The organism is Micromonospora sp. LOL_025, assembly GCF_048060285.1.
GTDB lineage: Bacteria > Actinomycetota > Actinomycetes > Mycobacteriales > Micromonosporaceae > Micromonospora.
This window is the reverse complement of record NZ_JBHMIR010000138.1, coordinates 1-407: the sequence shown is the minus strand read 5'-3', so window position 1 is coordinate 407 and position 407 is coordinate 1. Positions and strand designations below refer to the sequence as shown.

The 407-nt window shown below is 74.0% G+C and carries 1 protein-coding gene; it reads left to right on the top strand.

Translation table 11 applies throughout. The features are described from left to right. Window positions 1-407 (top strand): glycosyltransferase (locus tag ACFHW0_RS31840; RefSeq protein ID WP_416613328.1); only part of this gene is annotated, 407 nt, incomplete at both ends.

The following is a 407-nucleotide window of genomic DNA, read 5'->3' as shown; positions in this document are numbered from 1 at the left end:
GTCGGCGGCCTCGGCCGGCACGTGCACGCCCTCTCGGTCGCCCTCGCCGCCGCCGGGCACGAGGTCACCGTCGTCACCCGCCACACCGACGGCGCGCCCCTGGAGGAGTACGCCGACGGCGTCCGCATCGTCCGCGCCGCCGAGGACCCCGTCACCTTCCCGCTGGCCACCTCCTCCCTGCTGGCCTGGACCATGGCCTTCAACCACACCCTCACCCGCGCCGCGCTGCGCGCCACCGAGGCCGGCACCTACGACGTCATTCACGCCCACGACTGGCTCGTCGCCCACACCGCCATGACCCTGCGCGAGCACCTCGACATCCCCCTGGTGACCACCATCCACGCCACCGAGGCCGGCCGGCACCAGGGCTGGCTGCCCGAGGAGATGAACCGCACCATCCACGGCGT